Here is a 24,413-nt window from a genome sequence, read left to right as displayed (position 1 = left end):
GCCCCTCCCCTCGCTCAGCCCTTCAGCGACTCCTTCCATTCCGCGCCCAGTTCCTCCATCGTCTTGCCGGTCGACTCCTTGAAGATGTCGTCGGAGTACTTCCCCTCGCGCATCGCGCGGTTGAGCTTGAGGACGAAGTCCGGGTCATGCTTCTCGACGATGTAGCCCAGGAACCGGGCCGTGACGCGGTAGCTCTGGTCGTACCGGGCCCGATCCGCGTTGATCCCGCCGATGTTCTCGGGCTCGTAGAGGACGAACCGGACGTAGTCGGCGACCCCCTCCACCAGCCAGCCCGGGTTACGACGGCTCCGGTAGCGCTGGACGACGTGCGCCGCCTCGTGGACCATGGCGCCGACGTCGTCGGGATGGTCGCGGAACCACTTCGTCGAGCCGGTGACGCGGTCGCCCGAGGCGTAGGCCGGGACGTCGATCCCGTCCTTGAGCGACATCCGGACGACCTTCGCCGGGCGGTAGCCGTCGCTCCGGAGCGCGTGGGCGATGAGGTCGTAGGCCCGCTCGCACTCGCGAGCGGCCCTGTCGGCCCAGTCCTTGAGCGCGGGGTCGTCCACCTCGTCGACGACGAACTCGACGGGGAACTCGAACCGCCGCAGGCCGGGGTCGGACTCGACGAGGAACTCCCGGATCGCGATCGGTTCCGTGGCGTCCTTCGCCGGGACAACCCGGACCGCCTTGAGCGTCTTGCCCGGCTCGGCCTTCGCCACCCCCTCGCGGAACTCGGCCAGGGGGGCGAACGTCGCGCCGTCCTCGGCCCCTTCGAGCGTCCCGCCGTCGAGCCCCGACGCGCGGACCTCGACCGAGCGGACCAGGACGGGGGCGTCGAAGGCCAGCGTCACGGCGTCCCCCTCGCGCGGAGGGCGGGCGGACTCGTAGGCCGAATCCGGGTCGCCGTCGAACGCCTGCTGGCGGATCTCGCCGCCCGAGGTGGGGAGCGTCGATTCCACGACCACGGCCACGGGCCGCCCGGCGTCCGGGCCCGGCGCGGCGACGATCAGGGGGAGCATGAGCGCGAGGCGAAGCATCGGCGGTCCTTTCGAGGAGTCGAGCGGTTCGTGCTCGTCTCAGCATAGTCCACCGCCGCGACGTCCGATAGGCCGCGCGGTCCCCCTCGCGACGCCCCCCGGCCCCGCCGCGACGTCGTCGCGAGCGGCGTATTCATCTCCCATGAGCATGTGCTCCCTCCATGGCGGATCGGTCGGATTTCCAAGTTGGTTCTTGAATCATCGTTGGACGGGCAGTAACTTGCCTAACATCCCCGTCATGATCGCTCCCCTTAAACCGATCGACTTCGCGGAATTGCCCTTGATGACCCCAGCGGCGGCGCGACATCGACCCGCAAGGCCCTGGACGGCGCTCCTCGCGTTCGCCGCCCTTGCCGTGCTGGCGTCCAGGTCCGCCGAGGCCGGTTGCCATGGCCGCGTCGCGATTCAGGGGGGGGCCACGCTCTCGAACCTGGAAGCGTTCATCGAGGGCGAGTCATTCGGCGCGGCCGCGACACCGGCCGAGGCGCCGGCTCCCTGCACGGGGGCGTTCTGCTCCGGATCGCCGGCGACGCCCGCCACCTCGACTTCGGTGCCGATCGTCGCCCCGGGCTCCTGGGCCATCGTCGCCGTGCTTCGGGACGACCGCGATCCAGCCTCGGAGCCCCACTTCTGGGCCGAGCCGCCCCGGCCCCCGCTCCGGCTGAGCGTCGGCGTCTTCCACCCTCCACGAGCCCTCGACGCGCGGTCGCGCTGACCCGGCTTCCCGTCGCGCCCTGACGACAACGCGGATCCCGCGCGCCGCGGCCCGGCTCGGTCGAGTTCTCCCACATACATCAGCGTCCGGGCTCCGCGCGGCGGCCTCCGCGACGCGGCCCCGTCGGATCGTCGAGCGGCCTACCCCGATCGGGGCACGAGGGCGGGCGGGATCCCCGCGTCCCCATCGCGCCCTGACATGCGCCGTCGACGCCCCCGGTCCGGCCATTCCTCCGAACATTCGCCACCAGATCATATGAGGTTCCCATGAATCGTCGTCATGGTTTCACGCTGATCGAGCTGCTGGTCGTCATCGCCATCATCGCCGTGCTGATCGCCCTGCTGTTGCCGGCCGTCCAGGCGGCGCGCGAGGCCGCCCGTCGGGCCCAGTGCGTCAACAACATGAAGCAATTCGGCCTGGCCCTGCACAACTATCACGACGCGCAGGGGTCCTTCCCCATCGGACGCAGCCTCAACACGGCGACCGGCTCCTCGAACGACATCTCGCACCAGACCCGCCTGCTCCCCTACATGGAGGCGACGAGCGTCACGAACGCGCTGAACTTCAGCCACACGTCGCAGCACGTCGCGAACTCGACCGCCCTGGTGACCAGCGTCTCGTCGTTCCTCTGCCCGAGCGACGCGGTGACGCAGTTGCCGCAGGGTTGGGCCGGCATCAACTACCGCGCCAACTGCGGTACGAGCGTGGTCAACTCCTACGGGGCCCAGGACACCTCGGCCGTCAACACGACGATGCCCCCGCCGAACGGGCTCCTGTTCACCGACTACGCCGTCCGCATCGCCGAGGTCGTCGACGGCACCAGCAACACGGCCGCGATGAGCGAGCACGTCAAGGGTGACTTCAGCAACTCGATCTCCACCGAGATCTCCGACACCTACCGGCCCGGCACCTACCCGGCGAACGCCGACGAGGCCCACCTGATGTGCCTGGCGGTCAACATCAACGACCTGACCATGCAGGGCAACTCGAACGTCGGCGCCCCCTGGATGACCGACAACCACACGGCGACGCGCTACTACCACGCCAGCCCGCCCAATGCGCGCTCCTGCATGTTCCCGCCCTCGCGGATCAGCACCACGGCCAACAGCCGGCACGCGGGGGGCGTCAACGTCCTGCTCGCCGACGGCTCGGTGAAGTTCATCAAGGCGTCGATCGCCATCCCGACCTGGCGCGCCCTCGGGACGCGCAACGGCGGCGAGGTGATCAGCTCCGACGCGTATTGAACGGCGACCCCCCTTTCATCCCATCGGAGGATCTCCGTTGATCCGCAAGAGAACCACCGCGCCGCGCCCGACCATCCGGACGACGGCCGCCCTGGCGCTCGTGCTGGCGCTCGCCGCGTCCGGATGCGGGACGTCCGGGCCGCCCGCCGACCCCGAGTACGGGCGCAAGGCGCTCGTCACCGCCCTCGACGCCTGGCAGGCCGGCGCCACGCCCGCGTCGCTCGCCCAGGCCACGCCCCCGATCCACGTTGCCGACGGCGACTGGAACGCCGGGGCGAAGTTGCAGGGCTACAAGGCCGACGACGAGGGGAAGCACTTCGGCGCCGACCTCAACTACCGCGTCGTCCTCGAATTGAAGCCCGCCCGGGGGAAGGCCACCAGGCGCGATGCCGTCTACGCCGTGTCGACCCATCCGCGGCTCATGGTGCTGCGCCAGGATGATTGACGCCTCGACGAACATGATCATCACCGCAATCCGGAGACCGACTCGCATGAAGAAGCACATGACGGCGATCCTCGCCGCGGCCGCCCTCGCCTCGGCGTCCGTGGCGCGCGCGGGCGACGACTCGGAAGCCCGGGGGGGCCCCGTGGAAGTCGCCCCGACCCGCCAGGAGTTGAAGGAGCAGCTCGAACGGTCGAAGGAGTCGCGCCCCAGGCTCCCCCTGCCCCCCCCGACCGAGGCCGAGATCGCCGCGGCCGAGGCGCGGGCCGAGGCGGGTCGCGCCTCGGGGGCCCCGCGCGGGCTTGGCGGCGTCGCCAACAACGGGCGCCTCCGGCAGATCCACCTCGATCCCGCGCTGCTCGGCTCCGGCGTCTCGGGCCCGCGCGAGCCGGACCCGTCGATGACCGTGGACAACACGTTCAAGACGATGCTGTTCTGGATCGTCTCCCGCGCGAACAATTGCACCTACTGCCAGGGCCACCAGGAAGTCAAGCTGACGAACGACGGGGTGACCGAGGACACCATCGCCGCGCTCGACGGCGACTGGTCGGAGTTCCCCCCGGCCGAGCGCGCCGCGTTCGAGTTCGCCCGGAAGCTGACCTACGAGCCCCACGCCCTGGCCGACGCCGACATCGACCGCCTGCGCCCGCATTACAACGACCTCCAGATCCTGGAGATCCTGATGACGGTCTCGGGCAACAACGCGACGAACCGCTGGACCGGCCCGCTCGCCATCCCGCAGGAGAAGCATCGCGTCTTCCTGACGCCGACGGCCGAGAAATACCGGTCGATGCGAAGCCTGGTCGCCCCCCTCGACCCGGCTTCAGCCCGGCCGACCCGCGCCAGGGTCGCGTCCCGCGGGCCGCTGGAATCGAGGCCCGAGGTCGAGGCCGCGCTGGAAGCCGCGCGCGGTCGCTCCGCCCGCCTCCCGCTCGCCGACCAGGCTCAGGCCCGGGCGGTGCTCCCCGAAGATTGGTCGGGGGCCGGCGAAGCCCCCGAATGGGCGCGGCTGCTGGGGAACTTCCCCAAGGGGGGCAGGCGCCTCGCCGACGCCTTCGCGCGGGCCGAGACGAAGGGCAAGCTCGACCCGCCGCTGAAGGCCAAGATCGCCTGGGTCGCCGCCCGCAACGACCGCGCGTGGTACGCCCTCGGTCACGCCAAGAAGCGGCTCAACGACCTGGGCCTGACCGACGACCAGGTCTTCGCGATCGACCAGCCCGACTTCGACGCCCCCGACGCGGAACGGGCCGCGCTCTCGCTCGCCCGCAAGATCACCGTCGACCCGGCGCTGGTGACCGACGCCGACGTCGAGGCGGTCCGCCGATCCTTCTCGGACTCCGAGACCGCCGAGGTCGTCTACCTCACGACGCAGGCCGCCGCGTTCGACCGCCTCACCGAGGCCGCCGGGCTCCGCCTGGAACACTGACGCCCGCGGCGGGGGCCGCTCTCGCCGGCGGCCCCCGCCGGGACCAGGCGGGGCGACAAGCCTCGGTGGCCCGGGGCGACGCGGGAGCGAGGACCCCAGATCCGCGTCGATGCTCGCGCCGTCAGGCGGGCTGGAGACGAGGCCGGGTAATTGCGCCGCCAGACGGATTCGAACCTCCCGGCTCGCGCGCCGGGGCGGAGCGGTCCCCCGAGATCACGGCAGGACGCGATGGCCGACGGTCGTGTTGAGGTCGAGCATGCTCCGACGATGGCGGACGAGCATGTCTCGGTACTGTCGGACGACCTCGTTGTAATCGCGCTGGGCGTTCAGGTAGGCCAGCGCGTCGACCTCGCCGCCGCGGTAAAGTCGCAGGACGCTGTCGCGGACCTGGCGGGCCTCGGGGAGCAACTCGGACTCGATGCGGCCGAGGGCCGAGCGGGTCACCTGGTACTCGCTCTCGGCCTGCTCCACGTCGGTGACGACCTGGCGCTCCAGGGCGTAATTCTCGGCCCGGGTCTGCGAGACGTTGAGCCGGGCGCGCTGGATGTTTCCCTGGTTGCGATTGTAGAGCGGCAGGGGGACCGTCACGCCCAGCGCCCAGGAGGTCGCGCTCTTCGTGCCGAACGGGGAGTTGTCCTGGAACGTGTAGGGCTGGTAGAGGACGTAGACGTCGGAGTAGCGGTTGGCCTGGGCGAGGCGCACGTTGGCGTGGGCGGCCTGGAGGCCGATCCGGTAAGCGGCCAGGTCGGGCCGTGCCGTCAGGGCGAGCTCGACGAGCTGGTCGGTCGACGGGATCGCGGGGATCGTGTCGCGGAGCGTGCCGCGCGGCTCGATCGCCATGGCCTGCCGAGGCGGGATGTCGAGCAGGGCGGACAGCGTCCGCTTCGTGCTTCGGAGGGCCCCCTCGGCGTCATTCAGGGCGATGGACGCGGCGACGGCCTGGGACCGCACGCGATTGACGTCCGCCTCGGTGACGGTGCCCTGGCGGAACAAGTCCTCGGTCAGTTCCAGGATGCGTTCGAGCCCCGCGACGCTCGCCCTCGCGAAGCGGACCGTCTCGCGGGCGGCCAGGATGTCGACGAAGGCCGTGTAGAGGTTGTCGATCTGGAGGCGCACGGCGTCCTGGTACTGCGCTTCCAGTGTTCGAAGGACCTGGGTGGCGTAGCGGATGCGCGCCCAGCGCTTGCCCGAGATGTCGAGCGGGTAGGTGATGTTGACGTCGTACTGCGTCGGCCCGCCCGGCCGTTGTGGGGAGTTGTTGCCGTAGGGCACGAGCTGGGCGTCGGCGTAGAAGATCGGGTTGGCGCGCAGGCCGGCGGTCAGGACGTCCGCCCGAGCCTGGGGCAGCTCGTGGACCTGGCCCCGCAAGGTCGGGTTGGCCTGGACCAGCCGCTCGATGGCCTGGTCGAGGGTGAGCCCGTCGGCGAGGCCCTCGTCCTCGCCCTCCAGCGGCATCTCCAGGGGACCATACGCCGGCACGAGCGCCTGGGGCAGTTCGGAGGTCGGGGAGAGGCCGCCCTGGCCCGGCGCGGCGTATCCGCCGCCGGGAATGGTGACCGAGAAGGGGACGCGGGGGGTTGCCGGCCCGGGACGATTCCCGATGAACCCGGAGGGGAGGGGCTGGATGTCCGGGCGGTCGCCCGAGCCCGGGACGGCGCCGAGCATCGAGGTCGCGCCGGCCCCCGGAGGAGCGCCTAGGCTCGAACGCGTCCCGCCGAGGATCCTCGGCGTCGTGTCCTCCGGGGGTGGCCCCTGGCCGTGCGCCCCCCCCGGTCCGGCCGCCAGGACGAGGGAGCCGATGATCGCGACGCAGCCTCGAATCCTCATCCTGGATCTCCGAGCGGCGGCGGGGGGAAGCCGATCCTGGCGGACCGCCCTCGTCGGCACGGTCGGTCCATCGCGCTCATTATCGGCAGGTCGGGCCGCGCGGTGCAGTTTCCCCGTCGCATCGACGACCGAGGGCCGCGAGCGCCGCATCTTCCGGGTCGATCTCCTTGATCGACGAGCAGCGGCGGCACGCCGAAATTCAGGAAGTCGAAGGCCGAGCCGACCGCGCCGGAGACGGCGATGGACCGACGGATGGAGTCGAAGCCCCCGCGCCGGGCGTGCCCGCCTATCGGCGGGTCCACCCGATCGTCCGCCCCCTGCCCGCGTGCGACGCCGGCCCCCGGGGACGCTCCAGGACGGCTCCCCGCCATCCCGATCCTCGGGCCGGCCGGCGCGATCCTTGGCATCGGCCCGACCAGGACGTATGATTGCGAGGAGCCGCCATCGCGCCGGGGCCCGAAGCCTCCGCCACGCGTCGTCCGGGCCCATCGAGGCGTTCCGCCCGGACGACGAGCGCCGGGGGGGACGAGGCGATGGCCCGAGTGCTCCGGGGCCTCGGGGGCGGCCGTCCGATGATTCACGTCGGCCGGCCCGTCGCCGCGGCGGTCGCCCATCGGGGCAGGCGCCCCGGGAGACGATCGCGCCCGAGGCGCGTGATCCGCCCGAGCGAACCGGCGGCACCAGGGGCATCGACGGGCCATGGTCCGGGCCATCATCGCGTGGAGCCTCCACAACCGGCTGATCGTCCTGCTGGCCGCGCTCGGCCTGGTCGGGTTCGGCCTGCATGCCGCGTACAACCTCGACGTCGAGGCATACCCGGACCCGACGCCGCCTCTGATCGAGGTCATCAGCCAGAATCCCGGCGCCAGCCCCGAGGAGATGGAGCGCCTCGTCGGGATCCCGCTGGAGGCGGCCCTGAACGGCATGCCGGGGCTGGTCGACCTGCGAAGCACCTCGATCGCCGGGCTCAACGACATCAAGTGCCAGTTCACGTACGAGACCGAGTACCTCGCCGCCCGGCAGGAGGTCCTGAACCGGCTCGCGGGCGTCGCCGGCCTGCCGCCCGGGGTCAACCCGCGGCTCTCGCCGTGGAGCCCGACCGGCGAGATCGTCCGCTATGTGCTCTCGGGGCCGGGCTACACGATCAACCAGCTCAAGGCCGCGCAGGACTGGGTGATGAACCGCCTGCTGAAGCAGGTCCCCGGCGTCATCGACGTCACCGGCTTCGGGGGCACGGTCAAGCAATACCAGGTGCTGCTCGACCCCCGCGCCCTGAGGCAGTACGGCCTGACCATGGCCGACGTCGAGGGGGCGATCGCGCGGTCCAACGCGAACGTCGGCGGCGACGTCCTGACCCTCGGGGGCCAGTCGCACAACGTCCGGGCCCTCGGGCTGCTCGGCCGGGGGATCGACCCGCTCGACGCCGACCACGCCCGCCGGGCGGCGACCCTCGAGGCCGAGAAGCTCGACGACATCGCCGACGTCCTGCTGACGACCGCCCCCGACGGGACGCCGATCCGCGTGGCCCAGGTCGCCCGGGTGATCGTCGGGCACCAGCCCCGGCTGGGCCTCGTCGGCCGCGGCGACGAGGACGATGTCGTCGAGGGCATCGTCCTGATGCGCAAGGGGGATCAGTCCCTGCCGACGGCCGAGGGGGTCGCCGCCAAGTTCGAGGAGATCATGCGCGAGGGGCGGCTCCCCCCGGGCATGTCGATCCAGGTCTTCAACCAGCGGGCCGACCTGGTCCACACGACGACGCACAACGTCCTGCACAACCTCGCCGTCGGCATCGTCCTGGTCATGGCGATCCTGCTGGTCTTCATGGGAGACCTCAGGAGCGCCGTGATCGTGGCCCTGGCGATCCCCCTGGCGCTGCTGTTCACCATCTCGACGCTGTACCTGCGGGGCAAGTCGGCCAACCTCCTGTCGATCGGCGCGGTGGACTTCGGGATCATCGTGGACAGCTCGGTGATCATCGTCGAGAACATCTACCGCCACGTCGCCGAGCACGGCGAAGGCGGGTCGAGGCCGCTGATCGACCTGATCATCGAGGCCTCCGAGGAGATCCGGCGGCCGCTGTTCTTCTCGACGATGATTATCATCTGCGCGTTCATCCCCCTGTTCGCGATGTCCGGCCCGGCCGGGGTGCTGTTCGGGCCGATGGCCAACACGTACGCCTTCGCGATCGGCGGGGCGCTGGCGCTAGCCCTGACGCTGGCCCCCGTGCTGTGCTCGTTGCTGTTCCGCGGGGACGTGAAGGAGAAGGAGACGTTCGTCGACCGGTGGGTCAAGCGGAGCTACCTCCGGGAGGTCGACCACGTGCTGCGCCACCGGGCCGGCTTCCTCGTCCTGATGGCGATCCTGCTCGCCGCGACGGCGGCGATCATCCCGAGGCTGGGCGGCGAGTTCATGCCCGAGCTGGAGGAGGGGAACCTCTGGATCCGGGCCACGCTGCCGCCGACGATCGCGCGCGAGGAGGCCGCCCGCCTCGCCCCGCGGCTCCGGGCCGCCATCGCCGAGGTCCCGGAGGTCCGCGGCGTCATGTCGCACGTCGGCCGCCCCGACGACGGCACCGACGTCACCGGCTTCTCCAACCTGGAGTTCAACGTCCCGCTCCGGCCGATGTCCGAGTGGCGCCCCGGGGTGACCCGCCAGGCGATCCAGGACGACCTGACGAGGCGGTTCGACAGGTTCCCCGGCGTCTCCTTCAGCTTCTCGCAGCTGATCCGCGACAACGTCCAGGAGGCCCTCTCGGGGGTCAAGGGGGCGAACTCGGTGAAGGTCTTCGGCGGCGACCTGGCCACCCTGGAGAACGCGGGGCGGCGGATCGTCGAGATCCTGCGCGACGTGCCGGGCGTGCGGAACGTCGGCCTGTTCCACGTCGTCGGCCAGCCGAACTTCGTCATCGAGATCGACCGCGCCGCCTGCAACCGGTTCGGCCTGAACGTCGCCGACGTCGAGGAGGCCGTCCAGGTGGCCATCGGCGGCCGGCCGTTCTCCCAGATGGTCGAGGGGGAGAAGCTCTTCGACATCGTCCTGAGGTTGCCCGAGGAGCGGCGCGACAGCCCGGCGGAGATCGCGCGCATCCCGATCGACGTCCCGGCGGCCTCGGGGAGGCCGGGGCGGCGCGTCCCGCTGTCCCAGGTGGCGGAGATCCGGCCCCACGAGCCCGGCGCCACGACGATCTACCGCGAGAACAACCGCCGCTTCCTGCCCATCCGGTTCAGCGTCCAGGGCCGCGACCTCGCCTCGACGATCGCCGAGGCCCAGCGCCGGGTCGCCGGGGCCGGCCTGCCGCCGTCGGGCTATCGGGTCGAATGGTCGGGCGAGTTCGCCCAGATGCGGGAGTCGTACGCCCGCCTGGCCTGGATCGTGCCGCTGTCGGTGGGCATGATCCTGGTCCTGCTGTACACGGCGTTCAACTCGGCCAAGGACACGCTGCTGGTGATGGTCAACGTCGTCGCCGCCACGATCGGCGGCGTCTGGGCGCTGAAGCTCACCGGCACCCCTTTCTCGATCTCCGCGGCCGTGGGGTTCATCTCGATCTTCGGCGTGTCCGTGCAGGACGGCGTGCTGATGATCAGCTACTTCAACCAGCAGCGGGCCGAAGGGCTCGGGGTCCGCGAGGCGATCCTGCGCGGCGCCGAGCTGCGGATCCGCCCGGTCATGATGACCTCGCTGACGGCGATCCTGGGGCTGCTGCCCGCCGCGATGGCCACGTCGATCGGCTCGCAGGCCCAGAGGCCCCTGGCGATCGTGGTCGTCGGCGGCATGCTGGTCACGCTCGTCCTGACCCGCTACCTGATGCCTGTCCTCTACAGCTACTTCCCGGGGCCGGCCCCGGAGTTCGCCCCGCGGCCCGACGACGCGGCGGCCGACGCCGGCCCGAACCCCCTCGGCCCGGTCCCGGAGGCAGCATGATCCCCAGGCGGTCGATCCTGCTCTCCTCCCTGGCCCTGGGGTTCGTCCTGATCACAGTGCTGGCCTACCAGCGCGGCTGGACCGACCCGACGATCCGCCGCGTCGTGGACCGGCTCGGGCTCGCCCCGGGGCACGAGGCCCGGGAGAACCTGGTCCACGCCCCCGCCGACCGCGGCCCGCGGCCGACGCCCGACGGCCGGCTCGTCGTGCCGGCCGATCAACAGGCGGCCATCGGCCTCGGCACCGCGGTCGTCCGGGCCCAGACCGAGCCGATCCGCATCGAGCTGCTCGGCACCACCGCCTACGACCCCGACACCCTGACCAGGGTCCGGCCGCGCTTCGACGCCCTGGTCAGCCGGGTCGACGTCGCGCTCGGGCACCCGGTCAAGCAGGGCGATCCGCTCGTCGTCCTCTACAGCGCGTCCCTGGCCGAGGCCAAGACCGACTACCAGACCGCCGAGACCCGGTGGCGGCACGACCGGCGCCTGCTCGGCACCCGCGAGCCGCTGGCCAACGAAGGGGCCATCTCCCGGCAGGTCTGGGCCGACACCCAGAGCGCCGAGATCCAGAGCCGGTTGGCCTACATGGTGGCCCGCGACAAGCTGCTCGTCTACGGCCTGACCGCCGAGCAGATCGCCGAGATCGCCTCCGAGGACGGGACGGCCAAGGCCGAGTTGACGATCCGCTCGCCGACCGCCGGCATCGTCATCAATCGCGACGCGGTCCCCGGGAACCTCTACGGCCCGGAGAACGTCCTCCTGACGATCGCGCAGCTGGACCACCTCTGGGTGTGGGGCAACGTCTACGAGAGCGACCTCGGGCTGGTCCGCGCGGGCCTCTCCTGGGAGGTCCAGTTCCCCTACCGGGCAGAGTCGGTCCCCGGGCGGGTCGAGTACATCGCCGACAGCGTCGACCCCGAGACCCGCGCCGTGAGAATCCGCGGGACGATCGCGAACCCCGATCGCCGTTTCAAGGCCGACATGCTCGTCCGCACGCTGCTCGACGTCCCGCCGACGGAGGGATACGTCGAGATCCCCCGCATCGCCCTGGTCGTGGCCGACGGCGCCAGCCATGTCTACGTCCGCGGCCCCGACCACGTCGATGATTTCGAGCAAAGGACGGTGACCGTCGCACGCGAGCAGGCCAGCCGGGTCGTCATCGCGGCGGGCCTGCGTCCCGGCGAGGTCGTCGTCACGACGGGCAGCCTGCTGCTCGCCGAGATCTTCGGTCGGATCGGGCCGGCGCAAACGTCCGGGCCGGCCCCGGCGGGACCTCGCGGCGTCCTCCAATCCCAGCCGCCCGCCAGGGCGCCTCGGGCCGCCGGGCACCGCCGCCTGCGCCCGGCCGCGCCATGCCGTATGCCGCCCCACCTCGACGGCGTGCCGCTGGTCCGTGCGGCCCAGGGAGGCGACGATCCAACGCCTGCCCGACACCGAATGCCGGGATCCTGGAGCCCGTTGAGTCGAGCGGGAGAGTACCTCCCGAACGCCGATCTTGACCTCAGGCCATCAGCACGCCGCTGCGGCATGACGCCTCGTCGCGCTCGGAGCCGAAGTCGAACACGACGACCAGGGATCTGAACGCGCCAGGGCCACGTCGGACGCGAAAGCAAGGCCCAAAAATGCGCGGCATATGCGAACCTTCCCTGTCACGAGTGGACTGGAAGGTCCGGGAGTTTGCTCCCGGATGGCGTCCCGAGAGACGGGACTCATCCGACGACCGCTGACAGACGCCAAGGACTTGTAGAAAGCCCCTTGATGTCAAGTGCCCCCCGAAGGACTCGAACCTTCAACCCGCTGATTAAGAGTCAGCCCGGAGGAGCCAGCAAAGGTCAATCCGGCAATGACTTACGAATTGCCAGGACGCCGGCTGCCCACTATTTGCCCATCGACGAATGTCCTACGGATCCTGAGCTCGATCTGCTCGTCGAAGCTTGGCCCGATCTTCCCAAGACCGTCCGGGCCGGAATCCTCGCAATGGTTCGGGCCGTTCGGCCCGACGACACGGCGTAGTTGTACCCGTCCGTCGGACACCCTAGCATCGGTTCTCTGCTGGGCTACCGGACTATAGGTGCAATACTCCGCTGCCCTTGCCCGGCTTCCGCCTCAGCAGCGGCACCGCCACCCGCCGGATCTGCGACAGGATGGTCCTGGCGTTCTTCGCCCGAAAGCGGCTCCGGTCCTCCCGGGGCCCCGCGTCCAGGGTCGTCGGTCTCCGCGTGAAGACCGGCCCGGGGCACCTGGACACGACAGGCTTCGTGCTACGCGAGCCCTTCCCGCGTTGACTCTAGTGGCAGGAGGAACCCCGGGCGATGCGGCACGCGCTGGCGGATCGACACCGATCGCCCTATCATGGGGTCCCGCGGGCGCCGCCGCTCGCCCTCCCCGCCGCTCGGAGAGAGGAGAGCGCGGGGGAGAGGTGGGCCCCGCGTCCGAGGAGCCTCCGCGACCGAGGTGGCTCTCTCCGTCAATGGGAGCCGCCGATGGACAAGTCCCTCCTCAGCGAACGCGATGTCTGCACCCAGTTCATCACCCCGGCGCTGGTGGCGGCGGGGTGGGACGCGGCGACGCAGATCCGCGAGGAGGTCGGCTTTACCAAGGGGCGGATCATCGTCCGCGGCAAGCTCGTCACGCGCGGCCGGGCGCGGCGCGCCGACTTCGTGCTCTACTTCAAGCCGAACATCCCCGTGGCGGTCGTCGAGGCGAAGGACAACAACCACAGCGTCGGCGACGGGATCCAGCAGGCGCTAGACTACGCCGAGGCCCTGGAGGTCCCCTTCGCCTTCTCCTCCAACGGCGACGGCTTCCTGTTCCACGACCGCACCGGCACGGCGGGCGTGATCGAGGCAAACCTCGCCCTGGACGCGTTCCCCTCGCCTGAGGAGCTCTGGTCGCGCTACTGCGCCTGGAAGGGGCTCACCCCGGAGGCGCAGAAGGTCGTCCTGCAGGACTACTACGACGACGGCAGCGGCAAGGCGCCGCGCTACTACCAGGTCAATGCCATTAACGCCGCCACCGAGGCGATCGCCCGGGGGCAGGACCGCGTGCTCCTGGTGATGGCCACCGGCACCGGCAAGACCTACACCGCCTTCCAGATCATCTGGCGGCTCTGGAAGGGCGGGCGGAAGAAGCGGATCCTGTTCCTCGCCGACCGCAACGTCCTCGTCGACCAGACGATGGTCAACGACTTCCGCCCATTCGGCCCGGCGATGGCGAAGCTCAGCACCGGCGCGAAGACGATCGGGCGGGACGACGGCGCCGCCGTCGCGGTCCCGAGCGCCCTCGACAGGCGACGCCGCATCGACACCGCGTTCGAGGTCTACCTGGGCCTCTACCAGGCGATCACCGGGCCGGAGGAGCGGCAGAAGCTCTACCGCGAGTTCTCGCCCGGCTTCTTCGACCTGATCGTCATCGACGAGTGCCACCGGGGCAGCGCCGCCGAGGACTCCGCCTGGCGCGAGATCCTCGAGTACTTCGGCTCGGCCACGCAGATCGGCCTGACCGCCACGCCGAGGGAGACGAAGTACGTCTCGAACATCGACTACTTCGGCAAGCCCGTCTTCACCTACTCGCTCAAGCAGGGCATCCGCGACGGCTTCCTCGCCCCCTACAAGGTGGTCAAGGTCCACATCGACCTGGACGTCGAGGGATACCGGCCCGAGCGCGGGAAGCTCGACCGCGAGGGGGCCGAGGTCGAGGACCGCCTCTACAACCGCACGGACTTCGACCGCACGCTCGTCATCGACGACCGCACGAGGCTCGTCGCGCGGAAGGTCACCCAGTTCCTCAGGGAGGGCGGCGACCGGTTCCAGAAGACCATCGTCTTCTGCGTCGACGAGGAGCACGCGGCGCGGATGCGCCAGGCGCTGGTGAACGAGAACCGCGACCTCTGCGCCCAGAACCACCGCTACGTCATGCGGATCACCGGCGGCGACGCCGAAGGCCAGGCGGAGCTGGGGAACTTCATCGACCCGGAGGCGAAGTACCCCGTCCTGGTGACGACCTCGCGGCTGCTCTCCACGGGGGTCGACGCCCAGACTTGCCGGCTCATCGTGCTCGACCGCGCCGTGGGCTCGATGACCGAGTTCAAGCAGATCGTCGGCCGGGGCACCCGCGTCCACGAGGACACGAAGAAGTACTACTTCACCCTCATGGACTTCCGCGGTGCCACGAGCCACTTCGCCGACCCCGAGTTCGACGGCGAGCCCGTCCAGGTCAACGAGCCGGGAGAGGGCGACCCGGTGACGCCCCCCGAGGTCGACGCGCCGACCGACGAGGACGGCGAGCCGATCGGCCCCGAGCCCGGCGAGGACGAGCGGGTGGTCGACGGCACGGCGCCCGAGGGGGGCGACCGGCCAGGGGGTGGCAGGCGCCGGAAGGTCTACGTGGACGGGGTCCCGGCGAGCGTCCTGGCCGAGCGCGTCGAGTACCTCGACGAGGACGGCAAGCTCGTGACCGAGAGCCTCCGGGACTTCACCAAGCGGGCTCTGAGGAAGCGGTTCGCCAGCCTCGACGACTTCCTGGGCCGCTGGGGGGCGGCCGAGCGCAAGCAGGCGATCCTCGACGAGCTCGCCACCGAGGGGCTGCCCCTCGACGCCGTCGCCGAGGAGCTGGGCAAGGACCTCGACCCCTTCGACCTGATCTGCCACGTCGCGTTCGACCGGCCGCCGCTGACTCGTCGCGAGCGCGCGGAGAACGTCCGCAAGCGCGACGTGTTCACTCGCTACGGCGACCAGGCGCGGGCGGTCCTGGAGGCGCTGCTCCGGAAGTACCAGGACGAGGGGGCGAACAAGCTCGACGACCCCCGTATCCTCCAGGTCCCCCCGTTCGATAAGATGGGCACCCCGCTGCAGCTCATCCGCCAGTTCGGCTCCCGCGCCGACTTCGAGCGCGCCGTGCACGAGCTGCAGTCCGCCCTGTACCCGGAGGCCGCCTGAGGCTCATGTCGGTCCGCACCATCGTCAAGTCGATCCAGGACATCATGCGGCAGGACGCCGGCGTCGACGGCGACGCCCAGCGCATCTCGCAGCTGTGCTGGATGTTCTTCCTGAAGATCATCGACGACCAGGACCAGGAGCTCGAGCTGCTCGACCCCGGGTACCGCTCGCCGATCCCCGAGCCGCTCCGGTGGCAGTCCTGGGCGGCCGACCCCGAGGGGCTCACCGGCGAGGCGCTCCTAGAGTTCGTCAACGGCACGCTGTTCCCCCAGCTCAAGGCGCTGCCCGCCTCGGGGCCGGCGCGGGGGGATCGCCGCCGCGTCGTCCGCGACGTGTTCGAGGACGCCTACAACTACATGAAGTCCGGCCAGCTCATGCGGCAGGTCGTGAACAAGATCAACGGGGTGGACTTCAACCAGCTCGCAGAGCGCCAGCACTTCGGCGACGTCTACGAGCAGGTCCTCAACGACCTCCAGAGCGCCGGGAACGCGGGGGAGTACTACACCCCCCGCGGCGTAACGGCGTTCATGGCCGAGCGGATCGACCCGAGGCCCGGCGAGGTCCTCCTCGACCCCGCGTGCGGCACCGGCGGGTTCCTCACGTCGGCCGTCCGCCACATGCGGGACCGCTACGTCAAGGCGGTCGAGGACGAACGGCGGATGCAGGAGGGCCTCCGGGCCGTCGAGAAGAAGCCGCTCCCGCACATGCTCTGCGTGACGAACATGCTCCTGCACGGGATCGAGGACCCGAGCTTCGTCCGCCACGACAACACGCTGGCGCGCCCCTACGTCAGCTACGGCACCGAGGACCGGGTGGACGTGGTGCTCACCAACCCGCCTTTCGGCGGGCGCGAGGAGGACGGGATCGAGTCGAACTTCCCGCGGCACTTCCAGACCCGCGAGACCGCCGACCTGTTCCTGGCGCTGATCATCCGACTGCTCCGGCCCGGGGGCCGCGCCGCGGTGGTGCTGCCCGACGGCACCCTCTTCGGCGAGGGCGTCAAGACGCGGCTGAAGGAGCACCTGCTCGAGGAGTGCAACCTGCACACGATCGTGAGGCTGCCCAACAGCGTGTTCCGGCCCTACGCGAGCATCGGCACGAACCTGCTGTTCTTCGAGAAGGGCGAGCCGACGCGGGAGGTCTGGTACTACGAGCACCGCGTGCCCGAGGGCCAGAAAGCGTACTCGATGACAAGGCCCATCCGCGTCGAGCACCTCCATCCCTGCGTCGCCTGGTGGGGCGGGGCGACGCGCGAGGGGCGTGTCGAGACCGAGGTGGCCTGGCGCGTCACGGCCGACGAGTTGAGGGCCCGGGGCTACAACCTCGACGTCAAGAACCCGCACACCGTCGACGAGGACCACGGCGACCCCGAGGAGCTGCTGTCGAAGCTCGACGAGTCCGAGCGCCAGGTGGCCGAGCTGCGCGACCGGCTCCGGACCATTCTGGAGGGGGCGTTGCTGCGATGACCTCGGCGCAACTCCTCGAACACTTCGACCGGTTAAGCGAGGCCCCCAACGCGGTCCCACAACTTCGGCGGTTGATCCTGGAGCTCGCTGTCCGCGGCAAGCTGGTCGCGCAGGACCCGAGCGAAGCTCCACTAGACGAGCCGGTGAGCTTCTCGCTGGAAGCCTCCGGCCGTCCGCGAAGGAGGCGGGTTAGTCGGGGTTCTCCTCAAGAGGTCGCGGAACCCGATGTGATCGGGCCGTACATGCTCCCCGACAGCTGGAGATGGAAGCGGCTCGGTGACGTCCTCGAGATGGTGAACGGCCGAGCCTTCAAGCCGAGCGATTGGCTGCCGAAGGGGTTGCCGATCGTCAGGATCCAGAATCTCAACAACCCCGGCGCACCGCACAACTACTGCGACGAGGCGACGACCGAGGCTCGGCACATCATCGACTCGGGCAGCTTCCTGATCAGCTGGTCGGGAACTCCTGGGACATCCTTCGGGGCGTTCATCTGGCGACGCGGCCGTGCCGCGCTGAACCAGCACATCTTCCGCTGCGAGCAGAAGGACACGCTCTACTTCGACAGGTTTCTGCAGATCGCGATCAACGGCCGTCTCGACGAGATGATCTCCAAGGCGCACGGGGGAGTCGGCTTGCAGCACATCACGAAGGGCAAGCTCGAGAACCTGCTCCTCTGTCTGCCGCCGCTCGAAGAGCAGCGACGCATCGTTGCTAGGGTAGACGAGCTGATAGCCCTCTGCGACCGGCTGGAGGCGGCCCAGGCGGAGCGTGAGAGGCGACGGGCTAGGCTAGCGACCGCCTCACTCCGGCGCCTAGGACGGGCCGATACCGACGCTGACACCCTCCGCCGCCACGCTCGGTTCTTCTTCGAGCACCTACCTCGGCTTACAACTTGTCCGAGTCAGGTTCCGCAGTTGCGTCAGACGATCCTCGACCTCGCTGCCCAAGGGAAGCTTGTCCACCAAGACCCCACTGACGAGCCGTGCCTTCTTCCTCCTGGACACAGGGAACCTCCTCTCTTTGATGGAGCAGAATTCCTTCTGCCCGCTCGATGGCGTTGGGCGCAGGTTGACCAACTCATCCGGGAGAAGATGGTTAACGGCATCTCGATCAAGGGCCAGGACGAGCCACCTGGTGTTCGCGCACTGAAGCTCAATGCGATCACCCAGGAAGGAATAGACACTTCGGTCGTGCGGTATCTGCCCCTGGATCGGGACCGTGCTGCGCGAGTGGCTCTATCTGCGGGCGACTTCTTGCTTGCAAGAGGAAACGGTAGTCAAGAATTGGTCGCTCGAGGAGGTGTCGTGAAGCAGACACCGGACGAACTCACTATATTTCCGGACACCATGATCCGGGTCCGCCTGAAGCCTTCGATCTCGCTAGAGTGGTTCAGTCGCGTGTGGAACGCCGAGTTCATCAGGGTACAGATCAGGCACCTCGCTAAGACGGCTGTCGGCCTCTGGAAAGTGTCTCAGGTCCAGATCGGGAAGGTCGTAATCCCTGTACCCCCTCTTGCTGAGCAGCTCCGCATCGTCACTAGCCTCGATCAGCTGCTTAGTATCTGTGACCAAATGGAGAACCAACTCGAAACCGCTCGGGAGCGAAGCCGGCGCCTCCTTGGATCCGCCCTCGACCAATTACTCCGCTCCGTTGACGAGCGTTAGTTCTTCATGCCCATCCGCCACGCCATCTGGAAGATCGGCCCCCAGCCCGAGGCCCTCGCCGAGTCGTCGCTCGCGAAGGAGCAGCTCCTGGAGGACATGATCGTCGCCGCGCCGCGGATGCTCTCCGACGAGTGGATGCTGATCGGCCGGCAGGAGGACACCGGGTTCGGGGGCCGCATCGACCTCCTGGCGGTCGCCCCCGACGGCGCCCTGGTGCTCATCGAGCTGAAGCGCGACCGCACGCCGCGCGAGGTGGTGGCCCAGGCGCTCGACTACGCGAGCTGGGTCGAGCGGCTGCGCGACGACGAGGTCGCCGCCATCTACGGGCGGTTCGCGCCGGGGCGGAGCCTCGGCGACGACTTCCGCGCCCGCTTCGGCCAGGACCTGGACGAGGACGCCCTGAACCACGCCCACGAGATCATCATCGTGGCCTCGGCGCTCGACGAGAGCACCGAGCGGATCGTCGCCTACCTGAGCGCCCGCGACATCGCCATCAACGTCCTCTTCTTCCAGGTCTTCTCCCACGGGGCGGAGCAGCTCCTAAGCCGCGCCTGGCTCCTCGACCCGGTGCGCACCCAGGTCAGCGCCGCGGCCGCTACCCCCGAGGGCCCGAGCGAGCCCTGGAACAGTGAGTTTTACGCCTCCTTCGGCCACGGCCCGGAGCGCTCCTGGGAGGAGGCGATCACGTACGGCTTCCTCTGCGCCGGCGGCGGCGCCTGGTACAGCAAGACCCTCCAGATCCTCGCCCCCGGCGACCGCATCTGGGTCAAGGTCCCCAACGCCGGCTTCGTCGGCGTCGGCCGCGTGACCGGTCGCGCCCAGCCCGCGGCGGAGTTCCGCGTCGCCCCCGAGGGCGAGGTCCCGGTGCTCGACGTCGCCAGGAAGGGCGACTACCACCGCGAGTTCCTGGACGACCCGGCGAAGTGCGAGTACTTCGTGCCCGTCCGCTGGCTGCAGACCCTCCCCGTCGCCCAGGCGTTCGCCGAGATCGGCCTGTTCGGGAACCAGAACACCGTCTGCAAGCCGACGACCCCGAAGTGGCGCACCACCGTGGAACGCCTGAAGGAGAAGTTCTTAGCCTTCGAATCAGTGTGACGGGACCCAAGACGCCATCCGAATCCGCCGGTTCGCCGCACTACCGGGTGGTTCCGGCTGTACCTGGCGCACGTCCCTCGAACCAGGGCGCGGCGAGCCGCGCCCTGGACCAATCCGCTGGAATGGTTGATGACAACCTAATCAAAAATCAGGCCGGACTGACAACATGGTGAAGGCTTAAGACGTCAACGAGGGGCTCCGAAGGTGAAGCATCCTACGTCCTCCGACTCCGACTTCCGGCTTCGTCCCTACCAGCTGAAGGCGGTGGACGAGTTGGAGGGCGAGTACCGTTTGGGGAAGACGGCTGTATTGCTCGTCGCCCCGACTGGATCTGGAAAGACCGCGGTTGGCTGCCACTTCGTTCGGCAGGCCGTGGACCAGGGGAAACGCTGCTTGTGGATTGCCCACCGCTCCGAGTTGATCCGGCAGGCCTCTCAGCACCTGGCGCGCGACTACAGAGTCCGGCACGGCATCATTAAGGCGGGCGTGGGCGACTACAACCCGAGGTACCCGGTCCAGGTCGCCAGCGTCCAGACGCTAGCGCGGCGCCAGCCTCTCGACGCGGTCGGGCTGCTGGTCATCGACGAGGCCCACCACGCCACAGCCGAGACGTATCTCCGGATCATCGAATCCCACCCGGACGCCCAAGTCCTCGGGCTGACCGCAACCCCCTGGAGGCTAACGGGCAGGAAGCTCGGCTCGTTGTTCGACGCGATCGTCGCGGTCGCGAACTACCCGTTCCTGATCGGGCAAGGGTACCTCGTTCGGCCACGCGTCTTCCTCCCGCGGGACTTGCCCGACTTCAGCACGGTCCGGTGCCGCGGCGGAGAGTTCGACGAAGACCAAGCCGCGGAGATCATGGAGCGCCCGAAGCTGGTCGGGGACGTGCTCGATCAGTGGCGCAAGCACGCGTGCGAGGGTGGCAAGCCGCGCTCGACCATTATCTTCGCCTGCAACGTTGCTCATTCACGCCACCTCGTCAGTGCGTTCGCCCGTGCCGGAGTCGCGGCGGAGCACCTGGACGCCCAGGTGCCCGAGGACGAGCGGGAAGCAATCCTAGACCGCCTGACCCGGGGCAAGACGGCCGTCGTCAGCAACGTCATGCTCCTCTCAGAAGGCTTTGACTGTCCCCCCGTCTCCTGCGTTGTGGTCGCGCGTCCCACGGCGAGCCGGACGCTCTTCGTCCAGATGGTCGGCCGGGCGCTCCGCCCGTGTGCGGCGCCCGCGAAGGCGGACTGCATCATCCTCGACCACGCGGGCAACTCGTACAGGCATGGGCTGCTCGCGGAGATCACGAACTACGAGCTCGAGCAGGGCGATTTCTTCGACCCGACGGGGGCGCGGGCGTCGTGCAAGAGGTGCCCGGAGTGCGGCGCGGTCTCGCACGTCGGCACCCAGGTGTGCCCCGAGTGCCGCTATTCCTTCAGCCTGGCGCGGAAGCTTCCCGGGGTGGCCGCCGGGGATCTCCACGAGCTCGGAGCCCCATCCGTCGCCAGGCCCGACGCCCTGGCAGACGGCGCGGAATCGGTTCCGTTCGGAAAGGTTGATGAGCGGACTGAGCCGGCGAGAACAGGCAGGTCTCAGACCTCCCTCGACAGCATCCTCCGTGGCGTCAGCAGTCCCCTCGCTGCCGCCTACCGGGATGCTCTTGTCGACTTGACTCGGCCCGGCTCGACCGAGCGGCTAAGTTCCCTGAGGCCGGCGATCTCCAGGCTGACGCAGGCCGAGAAGCTGGCCTTCGTGGAGGCTGGTCTCCTTTCCGAACGTCCGCATCTTTGGCTCGAGCAGATGCTGCGAGCCGGGTGCCTCAAGCCCATCGGGCTCGGCCCTCTCGCCGAGCTCTCCGCCGTTCGGTTTGACGGGTACGAGGGTCCGAGCCACTTCGAGAGGACCAAGCGGGCCCTCCAGCGTGCCAAGCCGGACCTCATGCTCCGGATGGCGGCCCTCTTCGCGATGGCCGGCGTGCCGGGGCTCGTCGAGCAGGCACGGAAGTACGGGTTCAAGGCCGTCCGCGCTTATGGGGCGCGCAGCGCCGAGGTGGCTGCCGAAGCGTTCGACGCCATCGGGTTCGGGGGTGAACCACGCGAGCTCTGCTTGGAGCTCATCCGCCACCACGAATACCTATTCGAGCAGCTATTGAACAACATGGCCTCGCAACCGACCCTCAAGCTCTGCCAGCGTTGGCGTAACCGGCTGGGGCCACTCTGGAGGCAGCACTTCGAGTTCGCCGAGGCCCTGTGGGACGGATACGTACTCCGCTGGATCCGGAGGAACCTCGCGGCCGTCTCCCACGCGATCGACGCCACCGAGGAGAAGTTGTGCGACGTCAAGCCGGAGGAGGCTTGCCCCCTGGACGGCAACGCGATCATCGCGCGCTACGGGCTTCCGGTTGGTCCCTGGGTGCGGATCATGAAGGATGAGATCGGCAGGTGGTGTCTAGCCAACCCGGCGACAGCCGGAGATTCGGGTGCCCTCCTGGCCGCAGCGGACTCGATCTTCGAGCGGAACCGTCAGGATAGTCCCGCCTTCAACCACGAATTGCCGTTTCTCTCGCTTGACGAAGCTGCGTTGGCCAAGGTTCAGGACCCCCTCGGCGTAAAGCCGCTCCTGGTCGAGGCGTCGCGCCTGACGGTGGCCCAGGTCTCCGGCTGGGCCACGGGGTATCGAAGGAAGGCTGTCGCCGCAGTGATTAGAGCGGTTTCCACCGCCACCAACAACAAGCAGACCGCGAGCTTGTGCGCGCAGTATCTCGCCCAGATCGCTTCCGCGCTCAAGGATGTGACGCTTGGCGAAGTGCTGAAGGGCTTGGCCTCGCCGCGCCGCTCCCCGAGCGAGGTCGCAGAGTCGATTCGGAAGGGGCGAGAGGCGGTCGCGTCAGTACGTCGGAAATATGAACGGGAGGCGACGAAGGAGCTGAGCCTTAGCTACGCCCTGGCGCTCAGGGGAGTCGGTCACTTCGAGGATGCACATCGAGTAGCAAGGTCGCTCCTTGAACGCTATCCACAGGAAACCGCGATAGAGAAGCTCGTCGCAAGCATCTGCCGTATGCTCTCGAATCCAGAGGGGACCGATACGGGTGGAGGAGAGGGCGATCAGTAAAAATGGCGGCCACGCGAATGCATTCACCCTGAGGACCTCCGGGTTCAGGGAGGGTGTAGAGCGCACCAGTGCTACCCGCCCTGCCCTTTCCCCATGCCGCAAAATCTCGTCCACCTCGTGAGGAGCGTAGGAGTGGGACGCCGTCGACCCGACCGAAGCGGACGACGCGCCCCCGAGCCCGACGGCCCCCGAAGCGGACGCCGTTCCGCCCCCAATCCTTGACGCCGATCCGCCCGCAATTCATGCTGGCCAGCACCCGTCCCGCCCCTCGCCTCATCCCGCGCCCCAGGACGCGCCGCCGGGGGTCGCCTGGGTGATCCGACGTCCCGCCGCCGCGGACGCGCCCTGGGGCCGTACAGCGCCCCTCTCAGCGAAACGCGCCGGCGCACTTCGCCGCCGGGCCGACGTCGCCCGCCCCGACGATCGCCCCGCGAGTTGGGTCCGCCCATCTTGACGCCGCCGGGCCGTGGGCCGCGAGCCTTCACCCCTCGCCCCCGGGGGCCCCTGAGATGTTGACCGCGCCCCGCACCCCCGACCGTGGCGGCTGGCTCGTGCGCTTTGACGACAGGTCGGCCCCCCAAAATCTGTACGCCCGGAGCCCGAAGCCGCGCCCGCCCCCGGGAAGCGCCCCAGGATCGCGCCAGACGCGCCCCAGGCCCCCGAGCCGAGGAAAGGCCGTTGGCGTAGACGCCGTGGCGGGCGCGCCAGGGGCCTTCCGCGCAAAGCTGGGAAACCAGCTTTGAGCTCGACGCCCCGGGCCCTTCGGCTGGATCGGAGGCGTCAGCATCCGATCCAAAGGCGGCTCGGAGGGGATGCGGAACGCCAGTGCAGCAGACCCGCAGGGGCGCGTTTGAGACGACCTTGCGTAAGCAAGTCGTCTTAAACTACAAGTTAATTGTTGAATACTGACCGGACGTCCACGGCCCCCGACGCCCCGGCCGTTGGGCAACGGATGGCGCAATCCGCCGCGCCCCGGCCCCCCCACGACGTGGGGCCCTCCCCGGAATCGACAACGACGCCCGAACGCCCGGGCCGACGCCCCGTCGCCCAAGATGGCCGCACGTCGCTTTCGATGGCGACGTCGCCCAACCCTTAAGAAATAGCCCCCAGGGGGCCCGATTAAAGTTTTGAGGGCCCGGCCGCCGGACGTAGCGGCCCGGCTCGCGCAATTTCAGGGAATTCCGACCCCATTTTCCTATCGGAATAGCGGGAATCTGCTGTCCATCACGACGTAGATCGGCCGCCGGTCCCCCCTTGCGAGACGGCCCGGGGCGCGGTATCGCGCGCCCGATGCGCTACATGACATGGATATGGGGAGCACCCCGGGCCCGACGACCCGGCCGACCGACGACCCGCCCGCCACGACACACACACCGAAGCGGACGCCGGGGCCGATCGCCCCGCCCCGCCGTCTCCCCCGGGCCGTCCCCCCGGCGGACGCCCCGCCCGATCCGCCGGCCGCGAGCCGCCGGCCGGGGGCCGATTCGGGGAAAGCGACCCCGACCGGTCGCCCTCTTGGAAAAATTCCTGAAACCGAC

Annotated in this window: 14 protein-coding genes and 1 tRNA gene; 12 read left to right on the top strand and 3 right to left on the bottom strand. The window is 69.5% G+C overall.

What is annotated here, in order from left to right; genetic code table 11:
• Window positions 1-14 precede the first annotated feature (14 nt).
• Complete coding sequence (locus WG209_RS13950; protein WP_337175664.1) at window positions 15-1,040, bottom strand: basic secretory protein-like protein; 1,026 nt, start codon at window positions 1,038-1,040, stop codon at window positions 15-17.
• 283 nt (window positions 1,041-1,323) lie between these two features.
• On the opposite strand from WG209_RS13950, the gene WG209_RS13945 reads away from it, so the two are divergent.
• The 4 genes from WG209_RS13945 to WG209_RS13930 all read left to right on the top strand — a co-directional run bounded on the left by WG209_RS13945 (window position 1,324) and on the right by WG209_RS13930 (window position 4,867).
• Window positions 1,324-1,755 carry a hypothetical protein gene (locus WG209_RS13945; RefSeq protein WP_337175663.1) on the top strand — a complete coding sequence of 144 codons (432 nt, stop codon included), beginning with the start codon at window positions 1,324-1,326 and terminating at the stop codon, window positions 1,753-1,755.
• A gap of 266 nt (window positions 1,756-2,021) precedes the next feature.
• Window positions 2,022-2,999, top strand: a complete 978-nt coding sequence (locus tag WG209_RS13940; RefSeq protein WP_337175662.1) for a DUF1559 domain-containing protein — start codon at window positions 2,022-2,024, stop codon at window positions 2,997-2,999.
• A gap of 37 nt (window positions 3,000-3,036) precedes the next feature.
• On the top strand, window positions 3,037-3,444 hold the full coding sequence (locus tag WG209_RS13935; RefSeq protein WP_337175661.1) for a hypothetical protein: 408 nt from the start codon (window positions 3,037-3,039) through the stop codon (window positions 3,442-3,444).
• 46 nt (window positions 3,445-3,490) lie between these two features.
• Window positions 3,491-4,867 (top strand): hypothetical protein, encoded by a 1,377-nt coding sequence (locus WG209_RS13930; RefSeq protein WP_337175660.1) that lies wholly within the window; start codon window positions 3,491-3,493, stop codon window positions 4,865-4,867.
• A 213-nt stretch (window positions 4,868-5,080) separates the two neighbouring features.
• On the opposite strand, the gene WG209_RS13925 is transcribed toward WG209_RS13930, so the two are convergent.
• Window positions 5,081-6,694: a TolC family protein gene (locus tag WG209_RS13925; protein ID WP_337175659.1), complete on the bottom strand. Its 1,614-nt coding sequence runs from the start codon at window positions 6,692-6,694 to the stop codon at window positions 5,081-5,083.
• A 699-nt stretch (window positions 6,695-7,393) separates the two neighbouring features.
• Between WG209_RS13925 and WG209_RS13920 the strand changes: the two genes are divergently transcribed.
• Complete coding sequence (locus WG209_RS13920) at window positions 7,394-10,615, top strand: CusA/CzcA family heavy metal efflux RND transporter (RefSeq protein WP_337175658.1); 3,222 nt, start codon at window positions 7,394-7,396, stop codon at window positions 10,613-10,615.
• Window positions 10,612-12,195 carry an efflux RND transporter periplasmic adaptor subunit gene (locus WG209_RS13915; protein WP_337175657.1) on the top strand — a complete coding sequence of 528 codons (1,584 nt, stop codon included), beginning with the start codon at window positions 10,612-10,614 and terminating at the stop codon, window positions 12,193-12,195. Before WG209_RS13920 ends, WG209_RS13915 begins: the two co-directional genes overlap by 4 nt.
• Before the next feature lie 185 nt (window positions 12,196-12,380).
• Here WG209_RS13915 and WG209_RS13910 read toward each other — a convergent pair.
• A tRNA-Ser gene (locus WG209_RS13910) sits at window positions 12,381-12,456 on the bottom strand.
• Between the two features lie 248 nt (window positions 12,457-12,704).
• Between WG209_RS13910 and WG209_RS13905 the strand changes: the two genes are divergently transcribed.
• The 6 genes from WG209_RS13905 to WG209_RS13880 all read left to right on the top strand — a co-directional run bounded on the left by WG209_RS13905 (window position 12,705) and on the right by WG209_RS13880 (window position 22,875).
• Window positions 12,705-12,899 carry a hypothetical protein gene (locus tag WG209_RS13905; RefSeq protein WP_337175656.1) on the top strand — a complete coding sequence of 65 codons (195 nt, stop codon included), beginning with the start codon at window positions 12,705-12,707 and terminating at the stop codon, window positions 12,897-12,899.
• 198 nt (window positions 12,900-13,097) lie between these two features.
• Window positions 13,098-15,551, top strand: coding sequence for a DEAD/DEAH box helicase family protein (locus WG209_RS13900; protein WP_337175655.1), 2,454 nt, complete (start codon window positions 13,098-13,100; stop codon window positions 15,549-15,551).
• Between the two features lie 5 nt (window positions 15,552-15,556).
• A complete protein-coding gene (locus WG209_RS13895; RefSeq protein WP_337175654.1) occupies window positions 15,557-17,017 on the top strand; it encodes a class I SAM-dependent DNA methyltransferase in 1,461 nt (486 codons plus the stop codon).
• Entirely contained in the window at window positions 17,014-18,681 is a 1,668-nt protein-coding gene (locus WG209_RS13890) for a restriction endonuclease subunit S (protein ID WP_337175653.1), read from the top strand. Before WG209_RS13895 ends, WG209_RS13890 begins: the two co-directional genes overlap by 4 nt.
• Before the next feature lie 6 nt (window positions 18,682-18,687).
• Window positions 18,688-19,776, top strand: coding sequence for an endonuclease NucS domain-containing protein (locus WG209_RS13885; RefSeq protein WP_337175652.1), 1,089 nt, complete (start codon window positions 18,688-18,690; stop codon window positions 19,774-19,776).
• Between the two features lie 204 nt (window positions 19,777-19,980).
• Window positions 19,981-22,875, top strand: a complete 2,895-nt coding sequence (locus WG209_RS13880) for a DEAD/DEAH box helicase (RefSeq protein WP_337175651.1) — start codon at window positions 19,981-19,983, stop codon at window positions 22,873-22,875.
• Window positions 22,876-24,413: the final 1,538 nt, after the last annotated feature.

Source organism: Paludisphaera sp., from assembly GCF_037189885.1.
Classification (GTDB): domain Bacteria; phylum Planctomycetota; class Planctomycetia; order Isosphaerales; family Isosphaeraceae; genus Paludisphaera.
This window is presented reverse-complemented; position numbering and strand designations above follow the sequence as displayed.

Coding starts and splice junctions, on each gene's coding strand:
- WG209_RS13950 (WP_337175664.1), bottom strand. CDS start 1,040: ATGCTTCGCCTCGCGCTCATGCTCCCCCTGATCGTCGCCGCGCCGGGC.
- WG209_RS13945 (WP_337175663.1), top strand. CDS start 1,324: ATGACCCCAGCGGCGGCGCGACATCGACCCGCAAGGCCCTGGACGGCG.
- WG209_RS13940 (WP_337175662.1), top strand. CDS start 2,022: ATGAATCGTCGTCATGGTTTCACGCTGATCGAGCTGCTGGTCGTCATC.
- WG209_RS13930 (WP_337175660.1), top strand. CDS start 3,491: ATGAAGAAGCACATGACGGCGATCCTCGCCGCGGCCGCCCTCGCCTCG.
- WG209_RS13925 (WP_337175659.1), bottom strand. CDS start 6,694: ATGAGGATTCGAGGCTGCGTCGCGATCATCGGCTCCCTCGTCCTGGCG.
- WG209_RS13920 (WP_337175658.1), top strand. CDS start 7,394: ATGGTCCGGGCCATCATCGCGTGGAGCCTCCACAACCGGCTGATCGTC.
- WG209_RS13915 (WP_337175657.1), top strand. CDS start 10,612: ATGATCCCCAGGCGGTCGATCCTGCTCTCCTCCCTGGCCCTGGGGTTC.
- WG209_RS13900 (WP_337175655.1), top strand. CDS start 13,098: ATGGACAAGTCCCTCCTCAGCGAACGCGATGTCTGCACCCAGTTCATC.
- WG209_RS13895 (WP_337175654.1), top strand. CDS start 15,557: ATGTCGGTCCGCACCATCGTCAAGTCGATCCAGGACATCATGCGGCAG.
- WG209_RS13890 (WP_337175653.1), top strand. CDS start 17,014: ATGACCTCGGCGCAACTCCTCGAACACTTCGACCGGTTAAGCGAGGCC.
- WG209_RS13885 (WP_337175652.1), top strand. CDS start 18,688: ATGCCCATCCGCCACGCCATCTGGAAGATCGGCCCCCAGCCCGAGGCC.